This is a genomic window from Psychrobacter sp. 1Y6 (assembly GCF_052258385.2).
Taxonomy (GTDB): domain Bacteria; phylum Pseudomonadota; class Gammaproteobacteria; order Pseudomonadales; family Moraxellaceae; genus Psychrobacter.
The window spans coordinates 915,675-937,813 of the sequence record NZ_JBQQEW020000001.1; the positions used below are offsets into that span (position 1 = coordinate 915,675).

Consider the following 22,139-nt stretch of genomic DNA (forward strand, 5'->3'; position numbering starts at 1 on the left):
CTTATGAGTCAGACATTTGAACATTGGCGGGCTCCATGCTACTTATTTGACTGCTGCTTTCATTGTATAAATCATCCAAAAAACTCTGCTGCCAAATCTGCAAATTGTCTTTCTGTAGTCCTTGCAATAATGACCGATAACGAGACTGACGCTCTTCCAACGGCATCTTGAGGGCCGTTTTTAAGCCCTCTATCATGCTTTGCGGCTGATGGGGATCTATGATGACGGCAGCCTGCATTTGTTCAGCGGCTCCAGCATAACGGGACAGTAATAAAACACCAGGATTATCAGGATTTTGGGCAGCGATATACTCTTTGGCCACCAGGTTCATACCGTCTTTAAGCGAGTTCACCCAACCGACGTTACTTTGCCAAAACATCGTCATCAATTTCTCATGGCTCAATGCGGTTTCGCTATAGTTAATGGCTTGCCAATTGCTATTCTCAGACAGATATTGCTGATTGATGTCATAGACCTCTTTTTTGACATCATCGTAAAGACTTTGATACGTCGGCAAATCTAAACGACTAGGGCAGGCGACTTGTAATAACTGCAGGTGATTTTGATACGATGGATTTTGCGCTAAAAAATCACGATATGCTGCAAGGCGTTTTAACAGCCCTTTTGAATAATCAATCCTATCAACTGCAATAATCTGTTGAAAAGTAAGGTTTTTACTTTTATAAAGTGGGGTGGAGTGCAAGGGGATAGCGGAAGATAAGTGTTTAACCTGCTGCTGAATTTGTGTCACATTGACGCCTATTGGATAAGCATCAACCATTAAAGCGTGCTGAGGTTTTAGCGCTAAATCGAGCGTCATTTTTGCTCTAGTATAGGTATAGGGCTGAGCAAAATTTCGCTTCATGTCTAACACATTTATCGGTGCGCTTGCTACAAGCTGGTCCTGTATAAAATGGTCTTTTAAGTAATACTGCAAGACATTCAAGCAATGAGTCCTGTCTTGCTGAGTCTGCGTACCCAACAAATCATAATGGGCCAAGTGATTAATGACCTCAGAACTTTGTTCAAGCGATTGCCAAAAACGTAATGAGGCAAATGGAATATGTAAGAAAAATCCGATACGATTGGTGATACCTAGCTGTCTACAATGATATGCCACGCTTAAAAAGTGATAATCATGAACCCAAATCACATCGTCAGGCTTAATGATTTTCTTTAATTGTTTGGCAAAAAGCTGGTTTACGTCTTGATAGCCTGCGTAATCTTGGGATTTTTGACTGATTAAGTCGATTCGTTCGTGCAATAGTGGCCATAAGACATTGTTAGCGAAACCACAGTAAAATTGATTATATTGCTCAGTGGTAAGAGCTGTGGTCATATAAGTAATACAAGTGCCTTCACCTGTCAAACTGGCTGGCTGGCTAGTAAATGAGCCAGTAGAACCGTTAGCATTATCACCGCTCTTTACGACTTTACCGTTCCAACCCATCCAAACCACTGAGTTCCCTATCAATACGTTTTGTAGAGCTACTGCCAGTCCGCCAGCCATCGGTTTGTTGTCGAGCACCTTAACCCGATTTGATAAGACAATTAAACGACTCATAAAATTGACCTCAACTTTTCCTTAATAGTGAGAATTGACTTTTATTACTCCAGATAGTGACCTATCACGTGTTTGGCAAAAACTTAGAAGGTTACGGAGTAAGTTTGTTACTTCCTTAATATCGTTGACATAATAATGAGCACAGGTCGACTCCCTTCCTACTTTAATGCCTAGCCCTTTTGGTGGTTGTTCTAAGCCTTCTACTATCTTTTTTGAATCTTGTATGGCTCTGAAACCGGCTTCATCAGTAATATCATCACCAATAAAAATTGCACAAGTATCATTGCTAGCTTTGTTCATTATTTTGCCTAGTAGGTATAGAATGGCAGTCCCTTTATTTACACCTTTTGGTACCGCTTCCCAAACATATTTTCCAGGTTTTAACACCCAATCAGGATAGGGTTTTAATACTTCCTTCATCAGGCGATAAGCCTCATCAGCCAAAACGGGATTCTTTCTGAAGTGTAAAGCGACGGAATAAGGTTTACTTTCTACGAAGAAGTCGTCATAGAGGGCACAAGAGCGGAGGATATCTTGCTTTATTTTATCTAGTTCTAAGGTATCAATAAAAAGCGTATTTACCTCATTCAGATCTTCGTCTTCGAATTTACTAAAACTACTATTTAATGCTATTTCTAGACCGTGAGTTGCTGCAATCGGTAACTCTATAGGTGCCAGTAAACTTCTAGCTTCAACAAGACTGCGACCCGTTACAATAGCGACTACAATGCCATGTTTTTGTAGTTCCCGTAATATACTTAAAGTTGAATATGGTACGATGCTATCTTTAGGGTTTAGTGTAAAATCTGAAAGCGTACCGTCTATATCTAAAAATAAATAGCAATTTTTCTGATGTTTTAGATAATCTACTAGTAAATTCGGTTGCATATATATAGGGTGACTTTCCATACTAAAAATAGTTCCTGAAGTAATACTTCCTTATATGTTTTTTAGCTTATAGATTCCAAACGCTTATAGATAAAAATTGATAATCAGTAAGTTTTTTAATAATATAGTCATAAAAAAAGCCAAACATTGTCAGCTTTTATAGTAAAATTACTAGACTTTTGTAATTAATTAAATTTATTACACAGTTTTATTTTTAATTTAAGGCTTATTTAAAATACTGTAATAAATTTTATTTTAATAGCCTGATATAACTATATTACTTAAAAAAGCTATTAAAATTTAACAAAAACATCTTAGTCGGCATATGTATTAATATTGGAATTCATTTAAAGTAATAGTTAAGTAGAAATTATTCAATACCATAATTAATGGTTTATCTTAACTTTATTAAGGATATTAAAATGAAGACAACAATCTCTAGCCATTCACTTCAAAGTAAACTATGGATGGCATTACTGGTCAGCGTTGTAGGACTTAGTGCTTGTAGTAATGAAGTGGAAGAGACGCCAGATAGTACGATGGACACGACTGAAGCTACTGCCGCTGAAGTAGGGACGGACTCTACTATGGGTGAAACAACCACGGATATGGACATGGCCGATACAAACAGTCCTATGGATCCAGCTGGTACAGCCACTACCGACACAATGATGGATAGTACCACTACCGATGAAATGATGGATGGCTCAGTCACTAGTGATACAACAATGGTAGACGAAGACAATACGAGTTTCAATCAAGACCCAGTAGAAAGTGCTCAATAAATCGTAGATGTCAGAGTAGAATCGACCTATATTTGGATTAAACTTAAAGTAGGGATAACAACTTCTCTTAAGCTCACAAAAACTAATAAGTTGTGTGCTGAATACTTAGCAATACCGACGGCTTTACTATAATGAGAAAAGTAATTTTCTTATTATAGTAAAGCTGTCTTTTTATTGAGAGTTAGGTTCAAATAGCTTTGATAATTGAAGAGCATGACTTACTCATTAACTTTTTATAGAGATATCAAAAAATTCTGATGAGTATTAAAAAGTCTATCCAATAAAAAGCGTAATATATCAGGGTAAGCTCAATCTTTTACAATGTGCTAAAAGAAACTATCAAACTCAACTATAGCTATAGGCTATTGATAGAAGAAAGCATAGCGACTAGTCTCATAGTTCAAAAGTCTGTTATAGATGGTTCCATTATATCAGTCTGTTTTAAGTAGTCTATTAATAGGTTTGAAGAGTGAGATAACTGGTTCCGTTGAGGTATACTGCGTTTATTATAGATGTGTTTGTCCGTATTATTGTTGGCTGGAAGGTGTCTAATCGTATGAACATCGATATGGTGATGGCAGCGTTAAATCAAGCCATTGCAGACAGAAACAACCCAAAAGACGTTATTCATCGTAGTGATAGAGGCGTTCAGTATTTATCTATTTGTTATACTGATAAGATGGCTGATTCTGGCGCTATTACCTTTGTTGGAACGCGGGTAATTCATATGATAATGCATAGTACGATTGGTTATGTATCACTTTTTGAGTTTGAAAAGCAATATTATGATAGTCTTAATGAGTCAGGCAAAGTTGCCTGACTCAAATAAAACGCTCTCCGATATAGTCGGGGCGGTTCAGATAGCCAACTGGTTTAATATTATTCCGGTATATATGGGGTTAAAAAACGCACTAAGGCAGTGATTATTAAGAGTATTAGAAGAAGGAGTTGATATTTTATAAATCGTTCTGGGATAAATAAACACAGCACAGATACTATAAAAATTCCTATAATTTCAATCAAATTAGATAGACTTTGAGAGCCAAATCCTAGCCCAGTTAATACGACCCACAAAAATGATGGTAAGAATACTAGGCTAAATTTTTTCAATGGTTTATTCATAGGTTAGGCTTATCTTCTATGTGGGCGCAATTTCTATTGCACCGGCAACGGCACAACCCTGATATACTTCGCCTGCGTAAGTTAATATTGCAGTAAGTTCATTTTGATAGCCATTGTCATCGATACAAAGGTTATTTTTTATATTCACAACAATAGGCTGTCCATTGATAGTACTCGCGTATTCGACACCTTCAGTATTGACAGAACCAGAACCCACCACGATAACTGTTGCTGTCGTTGGCTTTAAGAAATTCGCCTCTATACTTAGCTCATTTCCTTCAATCACTATTCGCCAAATTTTTTCTTTAGCGGTGTTTCCAAAAGCAGTAAATGCCGCTGACGCTACCGGCACTTCTATTGTAGGCTGCTTACTCAGATCCGTGGTGTCGGCACGATGGTTATTACAAGCCACTAGAGCTAAGCTGCTCGTTAAGCACATTGTCGTTAGAAGCAAAGAACGCATAATTTTTCCTTTAAATATAATAAGAGAACACCACTATTTAGCAGTGTTCTCTTTGTTTACGTGATGAAATTCAGGTTTTTACTACCATAGGTAGATTTACGGTAGAACTAGAAGTTAGGGTCGTTACAGGTGGCCTTATTCAGTAACTTACCAACGCACTCTCTATATTAGTAATACTAATATAACATATCTATAAAGGTTGACAGTGTGCAGTAAGATAAAATCGTTTTTTTTACTTTTTGAGTGTTTAAAATATGAAAAACTTAACTGCTGCTATTCTAATTGCGCTTCCTGTTCTAATGGTAAGTCCTACAGTAATGGCCGCATCTTCAGATGCAGTGGCTAAAACTGTTGATGTTCAATTTAAAAAAGGCGCTAGTTCAGCTAACTATTATGGGAAATTAAAGGGTAGTAAGTACGATTCCTATACATTTTATGCCAAAAAGAACCAAAAGCTTTCTGTTAAAACAATGGGAGGGAATGTAGATTCTTATTTATTCCATAAGAATTTAGCAGACTCTGTTAACGTAGGAGAGTACGCCTCTGAGCTGGATGACCAAGGTTATTACACGCTTCCATATTCAGGTAAATATGAATTACGTATTCTTCAGCCACGTTCTCAAGCTTCTAAAGGAAAAACACCTCCATATTGGCTAGAAGTATCTATTCTATAGGTATGTAAGCTTAATAATGGAGAGCATCCTATATTCTGTGTAACAGCTATGTGGCTTTCATCAATAATTACACAAAATGTAGGATGCTCTCACTTTTTCAAGAGGTATAGTCTTTAATTCTATTTTTTGCATTCAAAAACTATTTCTGTATCACCTAATAAAAATAGTGAATGTATGATATTACTATCAGGCGTTACGTCTACTTCATGTACCATTATGGTGATTGGTAATATACAACAATTGATATTAACATTCACAATACCGGAATAGGTGATTTCTATTAAATCTTTGCCTTGTCTTTGCTCGATCTTCAACGAAATCCTATCATTTTCTAAATCATAATAAATCGTCTGGATTATGCCTTTATTAAGCGTCTTCTCTCTATTATCTATTCCGTTTAAATCACTTGATAAAATCGGGCTTAACTCATCCCTATGTTTAAGTATCTTAGGAACTACTTCATGATAGTAGTACGTAAAATCCCAAGTATGCTCTCCATAAGAATTTACAAAGTGTTTGATGTATTTCATTATAACTATCCTTACATCTGACCCTACCGTTAATCTCGTAGGAAGTAACTTGGAAAATTTTCATCATATAGTTCGATGCCTGTATAGCGCACCGATCCTGAATTAATATAAAATAATGCGACTTTTAGGAATGTTAGGAGTCATAAAGCTCAATTTCACTCGGTAATGTTTGTTCAAAAAAAATAACAACTAGATCAACTCCTTCTCCAGCTATATAAACCACAAAATCCCTATCTGGATATGTTTTTTGTAAGTGAAGCTCCCAGTTGTCCTTGATTAAATTGGCTAAGTTTTCTATGGTAGAGTCTGAAGTATTTTCAGAAGTATTCAAAAATATATCTGCAATACTACACATATTTATTTGTGCTTGAGCAATGTGTAAATCTTTGCCTTGTAATAGCCATGAATCAAAACGTTGACATATAGACTGTTTTTTATTTTCATTTTTACAACGTATTACACAGCCTTTATATATAATTGTTCTAGGTGCTAGTACTGTAATAAAGAGCTCTATATCTTCCGGATAGATCTCCCAGCTAATATAGTCGGAAATATCATCTTCTGAATATTTTTTATCATTGTTTTTCTCATTATTATCCCATTTTTCATACCGCCAGTTAATTATGCGATTCATAACCTTCTCCACTTAACTTTCTATCTTTTATCAAGATAAGATAAGCTCTATCCTGAAACCTCAAACGATATTGGAAATTGATTTATAGTGCTTGTAACTGATATCAGGTAGTTAGAATGAGTACTCCATCGCTTAATCAGTACACTGTGAAGTACACTACAGTTATCACAACAACTCAAAACCGCGATATCATTAGCCTACAGCCAAAGGTTCAAGTCCTCACTAGGGAACCGTATCCTTTTCACTCTATAAAATCCATAAAACGCCAAAACCAGTAAGAAAAGAATGCTATAAATATAATATAACCCGCATTCACGTAGATGTTCATACCCTTTATAGCGTCTAAAGTCCCTTGATAGGTGATTACCTCCTTAATGCCAGCTTCGACATCTTCCACATTAAGACTTACCATCTGTCTAATTCCATTATGAAACCCTAGAAAATCTTTCTGTATATACCACCCTATCACGGCTTTTTTACCTTCAATCGGTTCTAAATATTTTTTGCCAAAACAAGAGGAGTCAGTATCAAAAGCTGAATAGCTGCACCCATATACTTCTTTACGGTTAAGATTACTGAGATCTAACAACATAAAAATGTGATTTCCCTCACCTACGTCCAAACTGCCTACAATACCTTCACTATAATTAAGCTCAGACTCTAAAGGGAAGTCTCTACCTTGCCAACTCAGTATTGCCCAAATTACTAGCGATATCCAAGTTAATAGCAGAATGACTATTTGAACTTTTCTAGTTAATGTTAATACTTTGAATTGCTTAAGTTGTCTTGTTAAGTGTCTCACTCAGTATCAAGCCCTTTTACCAAATCTGCCATTAAATTCTTATCCATCTGTCTGCTCAAAAATTCCAATAGATAGTTTCTCGTCTGTAATCAGCATCATATGCACAAAAAACCGTAGTAGCGGTGAGTATTGCCACCTATTCGTTTGATCTCTAGGATCTCGGCTAGCAATACCGATATGGAGAGCATTTTTCGAATCATTAGATTGCTGCTTAATATCTCGATAGTCAGTAGATGACATAGTTTTCATCAATAAATCTTCGTTGCTACTCACTAGCCAACGCTTCAAAGGTAGCAGTTTCCCAGCAATATCAATGAAACGCTGCAACTCCTTTTCATCCTCTGTTCTAAATGGTAGGTATGCTCTGCTAACAGATAGTTTTTCACGACATATCTCAATAAACCAAGTCCAATCAGTCTCTGATTTTTCTCGTAGACGGTAAGCATTACTTAACAAAAGCGATAGCAATCTTAAGTCACTTTGGTATTGAATGTTCAGTGGACTCAGTACAGGGGTATTTGAATCTGATAGCTTAACAAAGCGAGGTTTGCCGCGTTTGGTAGTGATGTCGATAATCTCGCTGGCACGTTCTATTAGAACCTTTGCATCGTGAATAGAAATATTTGCTAACTGGGCTGCCTTACTTAATGGCATCTCTTTATCATAAGTCTGTAACAGCAGCTGTACTCGGTTTAGACCATAACGACCAAACAATTCATCAGCGGCTGGCGTATTGGTATTCAAGAGAAGTTGCTTATCACAGCTTTCGACCGTAAACTTCGGTGACTTGCGTTTGCCTTCTATAATATTTTTAAATAAGAGTGTACGAATACTAGGTATGCTGACGCTACTATTACGAACAGTCGCATTATTTTCCTTAAGCTTTTTGTTCGTAAAACCTGTTACGTTATACAGCGTCCGCTCTGGCAATGTTATATCTGCTTTACTAAGCGTATAGGTCGCCATCAGTGTGGCAAAATGGTTGTAATACTCAAAGCTCCGCTCAGGCGATAAGTGGCCCATAATACCTGAGAGAGCATACCAGCGATCTTGTGCATTGATATGCTCTCCGAGTATGCCTTGTTTGATGCGGAGTACGTCGCTTTCGTCATAATCGGTAAGGGCTTCTACGAGATCTGAATGGCCTACTAGCACCAGAGATAGGTTACTCACTGCCGTATGCCTAAACCCATGAAAAGTATGGTCTGTAACATTATCATTTACCGATATGTCTTTTAAGATTCGTTTGAGTAACTTTAACGGAACATGGTCATCAATAGGGCGTTGCTCTGATGATAAGGTAAAGATAAATTTGCTTGAATTGCCGCCGATATTACTTTGCACAAAGTTAATAAAAAAACTCAGTTCATTAGGCTTTAATAGGGCAAATAAGGGAACGCGGCGAATACTACTTTGAGTCTTAGTTGGACGATAGCTATTGGGCCTGATCACCACTGAGGGTGTGGCTGCCTTTAGACCTTCGATGTCATTATACTTAAGTCCTAACAGCTCTTTTTTGCGCATCCCAGTACGATAGACTAAGATAAATAAAAGCGCGAACATCTCCCGCTCCAATATATCTACAGAACCCAGTATCTGCGTAATAATGGCTTGGTACACTTGCGGTGATATCAGCTCCGCACGTACACGCCGACCATTTTTGGCGTGTTGAAAGTTCACGGAGGGAAGGTTGTATTTGCTCTTAGCAAAATTGTGCATACTCTTTAATAAATTGGCAGAATATCCAATGTCAGTATTGTTTCGTACGACAGCTTTGTATTCTAAAATATCTTCATAGAGCTCTTCAAACTCTTCCTCTGACCAAATATCAAGCGGCTGCGCTGTTGTAAAATACAACCACTCATAGCCTATGGTTTTAATATATTTCAAAATAGTTACGTTGTTCGGTGGTGCTTCTCGGCTTAGCAAACTGAGTACCCAATCTAATAAAATCTTTTCACTTAAATCATCGTATTGCTTATAACGCTTTTGTACTCTTTCGATAAGGGTAGGCGGCTTTTTACTAGTTTTTTGCTTTTTCTGTTTTTCATCCATTTTGAAGTCTTTAGTGAGATTTACAATCAAATCAGACTTTCTAACCTCTATCTTTTTGGTGGAAATGTTAGTTTTTTCTTTTTGATTAGTAGAGTTTTTGCTGATAGACAGCGTTAAAATATGTTCTAGATCATAAGGTTCATTTGTATGCTGATATTTCTGATTCAAAAACCGATAAAAGTCCTGCGTACTCAGTCCTGCAGTGTTATGCATACCTCGCAGTACCCCAACTGAGGCATGATCAATATCAGCGTCATCGAGACCCTCCCAGTAATAACTGGCGTAACGTAAAAACCTTAGAAAGGGAAGCAAGTCAATATTTAAAGGCTTGATCAAATCAGACAAAACCATGGTCAAGTATTGTTTAATCTTATCTTCTGACAGCTTGGCAATGATATGTGTGGTCTCTGCTGGACTGCTGCTTTTATGGTAATTCATCAACCAACACTGACTGACCATATCTACAACGATTTGCTTGGTGTTATAAAGCTTGTCACTACCTTCTTCGCGCTCGTTACCAAAGCGCTTTTGCACAAAGCGCGGCGAGACCATTATCCTTTCTTTGATAAATGGCTGATACTCTTTGGCGAGCAATGAGGTAAGCCACCCTTGTAGCATTTGCACCTCATTGATACCGCCATATACAATTCCTGAGAATATCAGCCAGCCAATAATCTGATCTTGGCTATAATCGGCTGTTTGCTCCCAATTATGCTCTACTGCGCGAACAATTTTGACTAGCACCTTACCGTTTTTAACCCAGCTTTTATCAGTAATTAATGGGTTAAACTTTATAGGCTGTGGCGCGATTATCTTAGGATAGTGATGCTCAGCAAGCATATAGTGCTTATTTTGATAATCGATAAACTGACTAACGGTTTGCCATGCTTGTTTTAGTGTTTTGGTAGTTTTATAAGCTTGAGAAATTTTATTCTGAACAATCTCTTGAAACTTATCGAACCCTTCGCCCGATAAAGGCTTTAGCTTATTATTAAAATCACGCTGAAACTGACCTAGCATCTGGCTTTCTGGTAACCATAACTCATCAGCAAAACTTACAGGGTTCGGTATAGCTAAAAAGGTGCGACTATCTGGCCAAAGTACTTGTTCGTAGTGCCCGTAATATTTATTAAAAGATTGGACGAACCTAATGTTGCCAGGATGTATTTCAAGTAAGAGTTCCCACTGGGTCTGTAGATCTACTAATAGCTGTAATTCACGTTTTCTTGCAGGGTTACTATCGTTAAGTAGCGAAGGATATGGTACATAGCGCTTTTTTCTACCATCAAATTTTGCTAAGCCATCAATAATTTTTGGCAGATGGATATTATCTATTAGCATGTTCTACCCCTATATGTCTTCTCTGTATACGACTGAGTTTAGAATAGCTTTTAATTTCTATAATATTTAACCCTAAATACTCAGCCATCTGCTCAAATATAGGTGCAACACGCCTGATATCTGCTTTACTGCACGATGAGAAACGTCCCAATACTTCTTGTCGAGACTTTTCATGACCAATAATAGTGTTAATGAGTGGAAGCTGAACGCCACGTTTCTCAAGCTGCGTACGTACGAAGTGCCTTGTCCAATAAGGATTGGCATCAATAATATCTTTAGTCATATGATAGGCATCACCGCGCTTAATATCTTTTAAGTGATTTATACTTGCAGATAAGAGCTTTAATAGTGCTTCATCGTTACCTAAGCCAATATTCTTAATAGTTTCGCTGATTTTCTGGTTTGATGGATGTCTAGTTTCATAGTCACTCAAATAGTCTCTATATTCTATTAGAAGGCGTACAATAGTAGGGCATAATGGAATTAGCCGATCAGTTTGCACTTTTTTAACGGGTTTATCATTGATAACAAGCCAGCCCATATCGAGATCGATATCGCACATTTTTCCAAGACCATTATTTGGTCGCACGCCAGTTAAAAGGCAAAAGACAAACCATACAAAAAGACTGGTTCTATTAAAGTGCTCCTCATCGTTTGAACTTTGATCGGTCCAGTACTTCATCTCATTTAAGATGTCGCAAACTGTTCCAATCTTCAGCGCAAATGCTGAGCCCACCGTATATTTATGCCAAGGGGTGATATAAGTTAAGTCAAAGTCACTATGACTATTAAATACGCTCAATGCTGATTTATAGTGTGCAAGGAGTTCCTCACTGGTATGGCTGCTGTAGTACATTGCTGGAGCATGAGGCGCGGCCGTGCGGCAAATAATATCGGCGATATGTGCATGGCAATTTGGCGTATAGCGAGAGAGTACGACGTGTAAAGCCGTTTCTATTCGATTGACTGAAAGGTAAGATAGACCAAGGCTACCACGTAAGTCAGCGAGATAAGCTATAAAGTCCGCTTTCACAGGCAATTTGCAAGCAATCAGGTTATCAATTAGCCATAAGGGTAGTGGGATTTTGATGTCATCAGAGTGGTTTTCGTAATCTTGCTTTGTTAATGTCTGACTAATAGGGCGTTTAGTAATACTAAGGCTATGTTTGATATAAGCTCTTTTATCGTATATACCAAAAATACTAGGATGTCCGATATAACCTGATATGAGCAACGATTTAAATGGAAGACCAGTGAGCATTGAGAGTAATAGAATACCAGCGCAGACTTTATATGTTTCTGATTCTGGTAAAGACTTGGCGTCTTGGTGTAGTGCAGCAAACAGTGATTGGTAACCAACAAGAGGGAGCAGTCGTGTATTAGAATTGAGCGCAAGATTGCGCTGAGACATATAGTTTTGCTGCAGTGACAAATCAATATTTTGTAGTGGTATAGACTGTTGTATGAGAGGGTCAGGATAGTTGTCGTAGCTAATATAAGGTGCTTCATTGTGATCGACATACTCTTCGAAACTCGTTGTTAACCCTTCGTGAGTTTCGGTATGGGCGTCCAAAAACTGCAGATCTACAGCAGTAGTATTATGCTCGATATCATCCGGTGTACTGCTCCAGTTATTATCGCTATGTGTACTACCCCAGTTATGAGCCAACGTATTGGGACCAGCCAAATATATCGGAGTATCATTGGATAATTTTATAGGTTTGATACTGTTGTTTTTTGGTGGTTTTTTACGCTTAGGTTTTGCTGCCTGTAAATTATATGCGTGCTGGTAGGCAATCGTTATCTTATCTATTTGACCAAGCTTAGCCTTTGCTATAGATTCTTCGTTTTTTGCTTTGACTGAGTCACTAATAGGGTTGTTAGTTAATGCCTCAAATTCACCTTTTTTCTGCTCTAATAGATTATTGAGAATGGTAGATATGTACTCCACACTTATGGTCATCTGAGACAAGTCGGGTAGTTCACGCCAAATCCACGTTCGTCTTATAGAGCTTGAAAACTGAGCTTGTTTAAACTGCATTAATATATTATCAGTGTGCTTTTTTATACCATTCGGCATCAGCAGTACACTTGTGTGCATTGCTATAGCTAGCCAAATCAGGTTTCTTCTTAGAAAATCATGGGGGACTCTGTTTATAGGGTTCTGCATGAGAATGAGTAGCTGCATCATCAGCGGCTTTTGTGCCAGTGCTGATTTGCTAGTCTCCATATAGCGGCGAGCCACTGGTTGCTTCTGTAATATCTGTACGATACGCTCGAACAAATTTTGAACAGAGCCATCCGGATATACATAGCTATCATTTACTGCAATCACTATGGCAGATATGGCAGCTAAAACTTCTTCTGGATATGTAAATGTTTCATCATCGTTAAGTGTATTAACGATATCTGTCATTGCTTGAGTACTAAGCCATTCTAACTGTTCATCAATACTTTCAGTATTTTCCATCATAAAACACTCTTAGAAGGACGTCTATGATAGGTTTGCTCATTGATGTTTATGAGTTGACAAAACGTAGTGATGGGAAAGGTATTCTTGTTGAATAACTCTTGATTGATACTCGCAGTTAAAATCTCATTTAAGCAACTATAGATAAGTTTTATATCTAAGCTCTTTTTATACCGTGCGATGATGTCAACCAATTCATAAAAAGGTATGCCAAACACCAACTGATCTTCACTTATACTACCTATACTCACATCCTTTCTGGCTGTTTTCTGATCTATTTCAAACGGTTTTAAGAAGTGGAGTTCGAAATTATTGACCATCGACCATACTGTCTTTTCTTTAACAAATAATGTAGGTCTGAAGAAGACTCGGTTTTGCTCCATTTCTATATTATGGCTATCCATTGAAGGTCGAATATGATTAACGTAAATATCGAACAAACTAACGATATCTGGATGTATCGTCACTGTGTTTTTTTGAAGCTTAGCTATTGATATCCTATCCATATCTTCCTCAATTATTCAGTGTCTTGTAGATGAACTACTCTTTACATATATCCTTCAGATGACCTCCACTAATACTTTACGAGGACCAACTAATAATTGAAAGCCAATTTATGAGGTTTTAGGGCAAAGACTTAAACTAAGCGACAGTGAATGACGTCTTGCTGTATTTTTAAGCCTCTATAGACAAAATTGATGACAATTCTATTTATAGACCGAAAGTCTTAACGTTGAAGAATATAGAGGACGTTTATGATGAGATAAAAAAGCTAGGAGGTTTTATTTGATTTTTGTGATGCTATTTGCCAGCTATCAAGTGATAGTGCTTATTGATAGAGCTTTATCGGAAAAAGCAGTTGTAGCTAAGACGTATGGCAAACGTCCATAGCTACATAGACAGGAAATCGCATCTTTCTAAAAAGATCCGAATAGGGTACCGAGTATAATCACTAGGACAAGAGCAATTAAAGGAATGACCACAGCAGTCGCAAATATATCTTTATAAGACTCTCTATGAGTCAAACCACAAATAGTTAGCATTGTTATTATTGCCCCATTATGTGGTAATGAATCCAAACCGCCGGAAGCCAAAGAAGCAATACGATGCATTAATTCAGGGTCAATATTATATTGTTCTGCCAATTGCATATAGCTTGCACCCATGATTTCTAACGCTATACCCAAACCACCTGAAGCTGACCCAGTAATACCTGCTAAAACGTTAACCATAATGGCTTCTGATATGAGAGGGTTGCCAGGCGCAATTCCCATAAGAGACTGTTTGATAATAGCGAAACCTGCAAGAGTTGCAATCACGGAGCCATAGCCCACTTCTGAAGCTGTATTAAAAATAGGCAGTAAAGATCCGGTAGCACCTTTGTTTAAACTTTCTGCCACACTATCTATTCTTTTGAAACTCGAAGCAATAACAAACACACAAGCTAAAAACAACGATAAAATAATGGCCCATATACCAATAACTGAGCTCAAGGCTACGCCATCAAACTTTTCGTCAGCTAAGTAACTGTTGTTCCATAACGGTATTATAATTTTTGAAAAAGCATAGTTGCCTATTATCACAATGAGAATAGGCGATAATGCGAGCCAAAAATTGGGTATGTCGATACCTGAGTAAGGCTCTTTTTCATTTAACGTATGATTTCCATAACCTTCATTATTTGCACTTGCAATACGCGTTTGGCGATTCATCCACAACATACCTCCGCCTAGCATGACTATCGAGGCAATAATGCCTAAACCAGGAGCTGCAAATGCATCGGTCTCAAAATAAGGCATCGGTATGACATTATGAATGGCAGGTGAGCCTGGCAATGCCGTCATGGTTAAGGTTAGGGCACCGATGCAGATGGCTCCAGGTATCAGTCTTTTAGGTATGTTCGTCTGCTTAAATAAGGCGGCAGCAATGGGATATATTGCGAAAGTGACGACAAAGGCTGATACACCTCCATAAGTCAAGATTGAACATGCTAAGACGACGGCTAACAAAGCATGTTTGTCTCCCAGTTTATCCACGATGTTGCGTGCGATGCTATAGGCGTAACCAGAGTCTTCCATCAACTTGCCAAAAATCGCACCTAAGATAAATAGCGGGAAATATTTCACAGCAAAGCCACCAAGCCCCTGCATAAATACTTCAGTATAAATCCCCATGGTTTGACTGCTATCACCACTTAAAACAACAGCTAAGATAGCGAGTAGGGGCGCTAAAACTAATACGCTAACTCCCCTATAAGCAAAATATATTAAGAGTGACAAAGACAAAAAAATTGCAAAAATACTCATAGTTTAAATTCCCTTCCATGGAAAAATACGCTGTAAAATTATACTTTGTGAATAAGATAATGCTTCTGATAAACAGAATTTAGTCTGGTTATTACGTGATAAAAATTTCTAGGATCTTCTCAGTAGTTGATATTTAGACGGTGAAATATCGTCATGAATATCGAATAAATAAAAGCACCTTATGCCATAGCGTAAAGGATCACTGATATCTAATCATTTCGTAGATAGAGCATTAGGGTTAATGCCTAGCGTATTCACAGCGATATATACGACTCGAATTATTCTCGATATCAAGGCGTACTCATAGCATCAAACACACATAACTATGGCTTTATAGCTCAAGTTAATACTATTTGATCGGTACCTGAAGAGTTTTGGCTTATAAGAGTGAACTGACTGAATGGTTGTTCATAATAGCTATCCTTAGCATGAATGAAATACGATTAATACAACTGCTATAACAATGTGATGTGCAAACACTGAAAGGTTTGCCATTGTTTAAATGCAGTTATATATAAAACGATACATTATGTATCGAGTTAAAATCTAACAGAGATATAAACAAATATCAACTATTAAACCTTAGTAGTCATTAGATAGTCTCAGTGGTTTACTCTGAAAAATAAGACGGTACTATATTGAAGAGATTGTAGAGACAAATTCGGTAAACTAATGATGCAGTGATGAGTGTGCTATGAGTAAGAACAACCAAGGCGATAGCTTGGTACTTCCAATGCCGCTACTTTGATAAATTCTAATAACTAAAAGCCCATCATTTTAAGATATCGACTATATACCCTGCTATCATTACCTCACTATAACAACCAGCAATTTTCCAGCGCGTTAAGGAATAACCAATGCCCGACAGTACTGCTAGTCATATTACCCAAATCAATCAAGACGACATCAATAAAGCCGTCTGGAATGCCTGTGACACGTTTCGCGGGGTCATCAGCGCCGATACCTATAAAGACTTTATCTTAACCATGCTGTTCCTAAAGTATTTATCAGACGTCTATAGAGATGAATACAACAAGCTGGTCGAGCAGTTCGGCGACAACCCTGAGCTCATCCACGCCATGATGTCCAAGCAGCGTTTTGTATTGCCTGAAGGTGCAAGCTTTTGGGACTTGTATGAGCAGCGTCATCAACCCGGCAATGGTCAGCGCATCGATGAGGCGCTACACGCGATTGAAGAAGCCAACGGCACTAAGCTCAAAAACGTCTTCCAAGATATTAGTTTCAACACGGATAAACTCGGTCAAGAAAAGCAAAAGAACGAGCTACTCCGCCACTTATTAGAGGATTTTGGCAAAGACATCCTTAATCTAAGCGTTGAGCGTGTCGGTAGCCTCGATGTGATTGGTAATGCCTATGAGTTTTTAATCAAACACTTTGCTGCTAGTAGTGGGGCGACGGCTGGCGAATTCTATACGCCGCCCGAAGTGTCCAATTTGCTAGCGACTATCCTTGAGCCTGTGGAGGGTGATGAAATCTGTGACCCAGCCTGTGGTTCAGGCTCGCTACTCATTAAATGCGGGGCGATGGTACGCAAAAACTCAAACTCTAAGAAGTATGCGCTATACGGTCAAGAAGCCATTGGCTCGACATGGGCACTGGCCAAGATGAATATGTTCCTACACGGTGAGGACAACCACCGTATCGAGTGGGGCGATACCATCCGTAATCCGCTGCTACTCGATAAAGACGGCAAGCGCTTATTACAGTTCGATGTGGTGACGGCCAATCCGCCGTTTTCATTGGATAAATGGGGCCATGAGGATGCCAGTAGCGATCCCTATGGTCGCTTCCATCGCGGTGTCCCGCCCAAGACCAAGGGCGACTATGCCTTTATCAGTCATATGATCGAAACGCTCAAGCCTGCGACTGGCCGTATGGGTGTGGTCGTGCCGCATGGCGTGCTATTCCGTGCGTCAAGTGAAGGTAAAATCCGTCAGCAACTGATCGAAGAAAACCTGCTCGATACGGTGATTGGTTTACCTGAAAAGCTTTTCTTTGGTACGGGGATTCCAGCCGCTATTCTGCTATTTAAAAAGAACAAAACTGATGACACGGTACTGTTTATCGATGCCAGTAATGAGTTTAAATCCGGTAAAAATCAAAACCAACTGACTGAAGACAATATTGCTAAAATCATTGAGACGTATAAGGCGCGGGAAAGCGTGGATAAATACGCGTATTTAGCGAGCTTTGATGAGATAGTAGAAAACGACTTTAACCTAAATATCCCACGCTATGTCGATACCTTTAAAGAAGAGGCGGAGATTGATCTGGACGCGGTACGTACTGAGCGTCTTGAGCTAAAGTCTGAATTGTATAGTTTAGAGATTGAGATGGCAGGGTTTTTAAAGGAGTTGGGTTATGATGCCTAATGGTTGGGAGGTTAAAAAACTTCATGATATTTATAAAATAATTGACTCTTTGCATCAAACTCCTAAATTTAGTGACTCAGGCTTACCAATGGTAAGAGTTACTGATGTTAAAGGTGGATTATTAGATCTATCAAAAACAATAAAAGTCTCTAATGAAGTATTTGCAGAATATACGAAGAAATATCAACCTAAACAGCATGATATTGTTTTTAGTCGTGTTGGGAGCTATGGGGTTAGCGCTTATGCTGCGACAAATGAAAGATTTTGTTTAGGTCAAAACACGGTAATTGCAGAATCTAATGATAGTGCTGATTCAAAGTATATATTTAATGTATTAAAAGGTTCGTATATTAAGCGACAAATTGAAAGAACTGTCGATGGGTCATCACACAAAACAGTTAGCTTAAAAATAATTAGAAACTTGGATATACCTCTTCCACCTCTCCTAGAGCAACAAAAAATCGCCAAAATCCTATCCACTTGGGATAAAGCGATTGGCACGACTGAGCGTTTAATTGAGAACAGTACCCAGCAGAAAAAAGCCTTAATGCAGCAATTGTTGACGGGTAAAAAAAGGTTGCTCGATGAATCGGGGAAAAGGTTTGAGGGTGAGTGGGAAGAGTATAAACTCGGTGAAATAACTGACTTTATAAGAGATGGAACTCACGGAACGCATAAAAGATACGAAAGTGGCGTACCAATGCTTTCAGCTAAAAATATCACTAAGCAAAACACGGTTGATTTTGAAGACGCGCCATACATTAGCGAAGAAGATTATAATAAGATTCATGCTAGATATACGATTAAAAGTGGTGATATTCTACTAACAGTTGTTGGAACACTTGGACGTGTAGCTCTAGTACCAGAGGAGTTGGCTGAAAAATTTACGCTTCAAAGAAGTGTAGCTATTATCAGAGTTGCAAAAGGTATCTGTAACCAGTTTCTGATGCAATTATTTAGTAGTAGTGACTTCACTCATTTACTTCATAGAAAATCAAACTCTACTGCTCAAGCAGGAGTTTACTTAGGTGAGCTTGGTAAATTAAAAATTCTCCTACCAAGTTTTGAAGAACAACAAAAAATCGCTACCGTGTTAACCAATGCTGATAAAGAGATTGAGTTGCTCCAGCAGCAATTGGCTGATTTTCAGCAAGAGAAAAAGGCTTTGATGCAGGTGTTGTTGACGGGTAAGAAGCGGGTGGTGATAAACGATAGAACTTAAGCGTTATAGATACTACTAACCGCTTAATTTATTACTACATTATTAATGTCAAATATACTCTAGTAAAAAATGTGAGTTGTTGTTATTATCATTTATTAAACATAATTTGAGTAATACGACATGTCTTTTTTAAAAAATCTAGGGAAGGGTTTAGGAGAGGGCGCGGGTTTTGTGCTTGGCGGTAGCGTTAAAGCCGCAGGAAAATTCGTAAACAATGACTTTATTCAAGAAATTGGAGAGTCCGTTGATGGCTCAATGAGAAATACGGGAAATATCCTTGGCAATGTAGCTGATGGTATAGCTGAGGTAGGTATTGGCGCTTTTGACAGTGATAGTGCTCGATGTGACAAAGGCTTTTCAGACTTAGGAAAAACAACAAAAGCCGTGGGCAATCAACTATTAGTGGCTGCTGGTCAAATTGTAGGAGATACCATTGATACCGCAGATGGTTTGCTTGAGCGTGACTGGGATAAAGTGAAAACGTCAGGTAGAAGCTTAGCAAAAGTTGTGGCTGTCTCTACCATCGCCATTGGTGTAGTAGATGCAGTAGATGGCGTTGACACTTCTGGAGCAGAAAGCTTAGCAGCAGCGGACAGCTCTACAGTCGCCGACAGTACTCAAATTGAAAACTACAATGTACATGACGTTTCACCTCATGAAAGAGTCTTACCAAATGGAGATGTTATTTGGGTAGATGGTGACGGTGATACTAGCGTGGACAGAGATACAGGCTGGACTCAAACGAACCCAAATTATCGTGCTTGATAGAATGTTTCTTCTCTACTAGATCATCTATTCTATGTTCGGACTAAAGAAAAGGATTTTTTATGGGCGCGTTGATTGTGTTGGTCATTACTGGATCAGGTTTAGTCGTTGTGTTTTCTATTGGTTTACTAATTTTAAGAGCAATAGCAAGTCTCTTTAGATAAAAGCACTTTCAATAGAGGGTGATAGTGTTTTTAAAGACAGTTTCCTTATTAGCCCGCATGTAAAGCATACTCAATATAACCGCCACGCTTACTATCCTTCGGGCAACGCGTAACCTTGGCGGTTTTTTGTTGCCTTTTATCATTAAACTACTATCCAAAAAATCGAATCTAAAAAGGCGTCACTTAATGTTAAAACGAGCTTTAGTCCTATTTTCCATACTACCTTTAACGGCTATGGCTGCCCCTGTAGTAGAAGGTGTCTATGTCAGCGGCACCAATAAACGAGTACATCTAAGCAGTTTTGAATATGAGGGTGCTAAACACTACGAGCTGTTTCTTGCTAATATGATTGGCGACTCTAGCTTTGTTATCGCTAGTAAAGCTAAACCCATCCAAGACAATAGCACTGTTGTTTTTACGGTACCAGAGAGTGGTTATCTAGACTATCAGTCTAACTTAGGTTGCCAAGTTGAAGCGAGATTTTCACCCAATGAAATTCAGTTAAAAAATTTAAGCAACTGTATGTCTACTGAAAGGGCGTTTAACGGTTCTTACGTCTATTCGAAAAAATCTAGTATTGTTCCTAGAAAGTATCAAGGCGCTTGGGGTGAATGTCAGTATCCCAAATCAAATCGCGAGCAAGCATTCTTAAGTGAGAGTGAAGGCTCTTCAAATGGTACTCAGCGATTCAAAGTTATTAGAGTAGATCCTATATCTTCAAATGAGTTAAATGTCACAGGCGCTTTTTATTACGAAGCTGACCCAGTCATACACACAATAAATTATAAGTATTTGCCGGATAAAAGTGTACGTGTTAAAGCTGATTGGAATGACAACTCATCACTTTATAAAAAATGTCGTGACTAGCTTCACATTTCTTAGGCAATACTAATATACATATAGAATATAGTTGGTTTGTATATCTCACCTAAAAGGAAATTGGTAAATGGCTCAAGTTAATTTTGTGATGGTCAGAAGTCCTAAGCTTATTAAAAATAATCAGATTGGCTATGGTTGGGCGAGCGTTAATTTTTCTCAGTTTGAGACTGTCAAAGATTTAATTGACCAAGGATTTAAAGATATCGGTAGAGGGCGACAAACCAATCAAATAAAGCGCTATTTTAATCTTAAGCAAGGCGACTATGTAATTGTTCCTTTTTCTGGAGCAGTTGCTGTTGCGGAAATAGTTGGTGAGAAAAGTTATCAACCTGTTACCGAAGGCATTCAGTATGGGGAAAATAGAATATCTGTCAGATATCTAAAGCATAAGGATGGTTACTTTATCCCTAGAGGTAACTTATCAACTGCCCTGCAGAACAGACTTAAAATACGTATGACTGTTTGTGATTTGAATGAGTTTTCGGATGAGTTATATAAGCATATAGAATCGATTAAGAACGACAAGCTATATACATGGAACAACGAACAAGAACTTAAAATACAGCAAAATACTGAGAGGTTTAAAGTTGATCTACTATCTAGATTGCGCAGTAATAAAGATATAAACCTTCAGTCTGGTGGCATTGGTCTTGAACACCTTATTAAAGAAATTTTAGAAGCTAAAAACTACACTGCACGTATACCTGCGAAAAATGAGAAATCGGGCATACAAGATGTCGATGTCATTGCGACACGTTTTTCAGAATTCTCAGAAAAGAAGGAAGGCATTTTTATTCAAGTTAAGCACCATGATGGTACAACAGGGAATCATGGTATAAAGCAAGTTGCAGAGTATGAGGTCAATGAAGATGATTACTCCCAAATCGATAAAGTTCTGATTACCACTGCCGACTTTAAAAATAATGATTTTGCAGATTTGCACAATATTACTGTATTAGCAGGAGCTGATTTCGTCAACTGGATATACGATAATCTTAATCTGTTATCAGATGACAGTCTCTCATCACTCGGGATTTCGAGCTTGCCTACGCTGCTATGATGTAAATTCAGAATATGCATGA

The 22,139-nt window shown here is 38.2% G+C and carries 17 protein-coding genes and 1 pseudogene; 8 read left to right on the plus strand and 10 right to left on the minus strand.

All coding sequences use genetic code 11. The features are described 5' to 3' along the window. Position 1 precedes the first annotated feature (1 nt). Together ACTXGF_RS17585 and otsB are read right to left on the minus strand one after the other, a co-directional pair. A complete protein-coding gene (locus tag ACTXGF_RS17585; RefSeq protein ID WP_443533944.1) occupies positions 2–1,564 on the minus strand; it encodes an alpha,alpha-trehalose-phosphate synthase (UDP-forming) in 1,563 nt (520 codons plus the stop codon). A gap of 21 nt (positions 1,565–1,585) precedes the next feature. Next, entirely contained in the window at positions 1,586–2,473 is an 888-nt protein-coding gene (gene otsB / locus ACTXGF_RS17590) for a trehalose-phosphatase (RefSeq protein ID WP_290177299.1), read from the minus strand. 401 nt (positions 2,474–2,874) lie between these two features. Here otsB and ACTXGF_RS17595 point away from each other — a divergent pair, with 401 nt between their 5' ends. Further along, positions 2,875–3,237: a hypothetical protein gene (locus tag ACTXGF_RS17595; RefSeq protein WP_075107616.1), complete on the plus strand. Its 363-nt coding sequence runs from the start codon at positions 2,875–2,877 to the stop codon at positions 3,235–3,237. 493 nt (positions 3,238–3,730) lie between these two features. Further along, a pseudogene (locus ACTXGF_RS17600) lies at positions 3,731–4,057 on the plus strand (DDE-type integrase/transposase/recombinase); the annotation flags it as partial. 318 nt (positions 4,058–4,375) lie between these two features. Here ACTXGF_RS17600 and ACTXGF_RS17605 read toward each other — a convergent pair. Continuing rightward, complete coding sequence (locus ACTXGF_RS17605; RefSeq protein ID WP_296207202.1) at positions 4,376–4,822, minus strand: hypothetical protein; 447 nt, start codon at positions 4,820–4,822, stop codon at positions 4,376–4,378. A gap of 254 nt (positions 4,823–5,076) precedes the next feature. Here ACTXGF_RS17605 and ACTXGF_RS17610 point away from each other — a divergent pair, with 254 nt between their 5' ends. Further along, positions 5,077–5,496 (plus strand): hypothetical protein, encoded by a 420-nt coding sequence (locus tag ACTXGF_RS17610; protein WP_296207204.1) that lies wholly within the window; start codon positions 5,077–5,079, stop codon positions 5,494–5,496. Positions 5,497–5,615: 119 nt separating this feature from the next. Here ACTXGF_RS17610 and ACTXGF_RS17615 read toward each other — a convergent pair whose 3' ends face one another. The 7 genes from ACTXGF_RS17615 to ACTXGF_RS17645 form a co-directional block, all read right to left on the minus strand. Continuing rightward, positions 5,616–6,026, minus strand: coding sequence for a hypothetical protein (locus tag ACTXGF_RS17615; protein ID WP_443533941.1), 411 nt, complete (start codon positions 6,024–6,026; stop codon positions 5,616–5,618). Positions 6,027–6,159: 133 nt separating this feature from the next. Further along, positions 6,160–6,660 carry a hypothetical protein gene (locus tag ACTXGF_RS17620; RefSeq protein WP_071002016.1) on the minus strand — a complete coding sequence of 167 codons (501 nt, stop codon included), beginning with the start codon at positions 6,658–6,660 and terminating at the stop codon, positions 6,160–6,162. A 241-nt stretch (positions 6,661–6,901) separates the two neighbouring features. After that, entirely contained in the window at positions 6,902–7,462 is a 561-nt protein-coding gene (locus ACTXGF_RS17625; protein ID WP_443533939.1) for a hypothetical protein, read from the minus strand. Between the two features lie 39 nt (positions 7,463–7,501). Next, a complete protein-coding gene (locus ACTXGF_RS17630) occupies positions 7,502–10,858 on the minus strand; it encodes a tyrosine-type recombinase/integrase (RefSeq protein ID WP_443533937.1) in 3,357 nt (1,118 codons plus the stop codon). Then, the gene (locus ACTXGF_RS17635; RefSeq protein ID WP_443533935.1) at positions 10,845–13,331 is read right to left on the minus strand and encodes a site-specific integrase; all 2,487 of its coding nucleotides are present in this window, start codon (positions 13,329–13,331) and stop codon (positions 10,845–10,847) included. Before ACTXGF_RS17635 ends, ACTXGF_RS17630 begins: the two co-directional genes overlap by 14 nt. Next, a complete protein-coding gene (locus tag ACTXGF_RS17640; protein WP_443533933.1) occupies positions 13,328–13,834 on the minus strand; it encodes a hypothetical protein in 507 nt (168 codons plus the stop codon). Before ACTXGF_RS17640 ends, ACTXGF_RS17635 begins: the two co-directional genes overlap by 4 nt. Before the next feature lie 411 nt (positions 13,835–14,245). Next, positions 14,246–15,634 carry a GntP family permease gene (locus ACTXGF_RS17645; protein WP_443533932.1) on the minus strand — a complete coding sequence of 463 codons (1,389 nt, stop codon included), beginning with the start codon at positions 15,632–15,634 and terminating at the stop codon, positions 14,246–14,248. A gap of 857 nt (positions 15,635–16,491) precedes the next feature. Here ACTXGF_RS17645 and ACTXGF_RS17650 point away from each other — a divergent pair. The 5 genes from ACTXGF_RS17650 to ACTXGF_RS17670 all read left to right on the plus strand — a co-directional run bounded on the left by ACTXGF_RS17650 (position 16,492) and on the right by ACTXGF_RS17670 (position 22,117). Next, positions 16,492–18,027, plus strand: a complete 1,536-nt coding sequence (locus tag ACTXGF_RS17650; protein WP_443533930.1) for a type I restriction-modification system subunit M — start codon at positions 16,492–16,494, stop codon at positions 18,025–18,027. Next, positions 18,017–19,249 carry a restriction endonuclease subunit S gene (locus ACTXGF_RS17655; protein WP_443533928.1) on the plus strand — a complete coding sequence of 411 codons (1,233 nt, stop codon included), beginning with the start codon at positions 18,017–18,019 and terminating at the stop codon, positions 19,247–19,249. Before ACTXGF_RS17650 ends, ACTXGF_RS17655 begins: the two co-directional genes overlap by 11 nt. 171 nt (positions 19,250–19,420) lie before the next feature. Further along, on the plus strand, positions 19,421–20,014 hold the full coding sequence (locus tag ACTXGF_RS17660) for a hypothetical protein (protein WP_443533926.1): 594 nt from the start codon (positions 19,421–19,423) through the stop codon (positions 20,012–20,014). Positions 20,015–20,364: 350 nt separating this feature from the next. Continuing rightward, a complete protein-coding gene (locus ACTXGF_RS17665; protein ID WP_443533924.1) occupies positions 20,365–21,045 on the plus strand; it encodes a hypothetical protein in 681 nt (226 codons plus the stop codon). 79 nt (positions 21,046–21,124) lie between these two features. Continuing rightward, the gene (locus ACTXGF_RS17670; RefSeq protein ID WP_443533923.1) at positions 21,125–22,117 is read left to right on the plus strand and encodes a restriction endonuclease; all 993 of its coding nucleotides are present in this window, start codon (positions 21,125–21,127) and stop codon (positions 22,115–22,117) included. Positions 22,118–22,139 lie beyond the last annotated feature (22 nt).